Here is a 2,218-nt window from a genome sequence, read left to right on the forward strand (position 1 = left end):
CCGTCGACCACCAGCGGCGAATGCCCGCTGAGCGCGGCCTGCAACTGATCCTGGTCGAGCTCGCCCTCCCAGCGCGCCACGACGATCGTCGCGACGGCGTTGCCGATGAAGTTGGTCACCGCGCGACATTCCGACATGAAGCGGTCGATGCCGAGGATCAGCGCCATGCCGGCGACCGGAACGGCGGGAACGACCGAGAGCGTCGCCGCCAGCGTGATGAAGCCTGCGCCGGTGATGCCGGCGGCGCCCTTCGAACTCAGCATCGCGACGAGCAGCAGCAGGATCTGGTCGGCAAGCGGCAGATGGATGTCCATTGCCTGCGCGATGAACAGCGCCGCCAGGGTCATGTAGATGTTGGTGCCGTCGAGGTTGAAGGAATAGCCGGTCGGAATCACCAGGCCGACGACGGAGCGCTTGCAGCCGGCCGCCTCCATCTTCTCCATCAGGCTCGGCAGCGCCGCCTCCGAGGACGAGGTGCCGACGACCAGGAGGATTTCCTCCTTGATGTAGCGGATCAGCGCGAAGATCGAGAAGCCGTTGTAGCGGGCGACCGCGCCGAGCACGACGAGCACGAAGATCGCGGCCGTGATGTAGAAGGTCGCGATCAGCATCGCGAGATTGGCGACGGAGCCGATACCGTAGCGGCCAATGGTGAAGGCCATCGCGCCGAAGGCGCCGATCGGGGCCGCCTTCATCAGGATCGAGACCAGCTTGAAGATCGGCGCCGTGAGCGCCTGCAGGAAGTCGAGCACCGGCTTGCCGCGCTCGCCCACCATGGCCAGCGAGAGACCGAACAGGACGGAGAAGAACAGCACCTGCAGGATGTCGCCGGAAGCAAAGGCGCCGACGATCGTGTCGGGGATGATGTTCTGCAGGAAGCCGACGACGCTGGAATCATGCGCCTTCGCCGCATAGCCCTGCACCGCCTTGGCATCGAGGCTCGCAGGGCTGATGTGCAGGCCCGTGCCCGGCTGAACGAGATTGCCGACGATGAGGCCGACGATCAGCGCCAGCGTCGAGAAGCAGAGGAAGTAGATCATCGCCTTGCCAGCGACGCGCCCGACCTTTTTCATGTCGGACATGCCCGCGATCCCGGTCGAGACCGTCAGGAAGATTACCGGCGCGATGATCATCTTCACCAGCTTGATGAAGGAATCGCCGAGCGGCTTCATCGCCGTGCCCTGCTCCGGCCAGAAATGGCCGAGCAGGATCCCCGCCGCGATGGCGAACAGCACCTGCACGTAGAGATGTTGATAGAACTTCCGGGGACGCGACGGCTGGGCCGGCGCGACGTCGAGCGTGGTCGCCATGGTCTGCTCCTTGGGTCGGCGGTGATCTTGGTTTTGTTCGAACCGCTGCCCCCCGTTCGCAACCCGCATGCCAACCGCCCAGGCTTCGCAGAAGTAAACAAAATCATATACTTGCGTGGAAAGACCGCGAAGCGCGGCAGCACGATCTGGCGAATGACCGCACAGGGCCCTCTTGATTTGTGCGGAAATCCGCACAACGACAGGATATGGGCTCCCCCTTGTTCGACCCGCGGAAGGGTACCGTCAGGCTGACATGGCTGGTCTTCGGACTGGCCGCCGCGGCGATCGCGATCGCTTCGCTCTTCGTCACGGGCGAAATCGGCCGCAGCCGTGCCATCGCCGGCACGCAGGCGCGCGCCGAGGATGCCGGGACGCTCGCGCTCGCGGTCCTGCGCGGCGAGCTCGAAAAGCAGCGCGCCCTGCCGGTCATCCTGGCGCGTGACCCGGACGTCCGGCAGGCGCTGGCCGGAGGCAGCCGCCACGGGCTCGATCTCAAGCTGGAGGCGATCGCGCGCGAAGCGCGAACGGCGGTAATCTATCTTCTCGGACCAGACGGGATCGCAATCGCGGCCAGCAACTGGAACGAGCCCACCAGCTTCGTCGGCAACGACTACGCCTTCCGCGATTATTTCAAGGGGGCGGTCGCCGACGGAACGGCCGAACAGTTCGCGCTCGGCACGGTCAGCCAGCGCCCCGGCCTCTACATCACCCGCCGGATCGAGGAAGCCGGCAAGAGTCTCGGCGTGATCGTCGTCAAGGTCGAGTTCGACCGGGTCGAGGCGGATTGGCGGGCGCTCGGCGGCCAGAGCTATGTCGTCGACCGGCGCGGTGTCGTGCTGCTCTCCACCATTGAGGACTGGCGCTTCCGGGTCGAGTCCCCGCTCGATCCGGCAACCGCTACGGCAATC

The 2,218-nt window shown here is 65.6% G+C and carries 2 protein-coding genes; one reads left to right on the top strand and one right to left on the bottom strand.

Features of this window, described 5'->3' with window-relative positions:
• Positions 1-1,310, bottom strand: a 1,310-nt coding sequence (locus ACIPIA_RS14645; protein ID WP_400510603.1) for a dicarboxylate/amino acid:cation symporter, incomplete at its 3' end; no start/stop codon positions are given.
• A gap of 218 nt (positions 1,311-1,528) precedes the next feature.
• Between ACIPIA_RS14645 and ACIPIA_RS14650 the strand changes: the two genes are divergently transcribed.
• On the top strand, positions 1,529-2,218 hold a 690-nt coding region (locus ACIPIA_RS14650), incomplete at its 3' end, for a cache domain-containing protein (protein WP_400510604.1).

It is taken from the genome of Allobosea sp. CER48 (assembly GCF_044752385.1).
Lineage (GTDB): Bacteria > Pseudomonadota > Alphaproteobacteria > Rhizobiales > Beijerinckiaceae > Allobosea.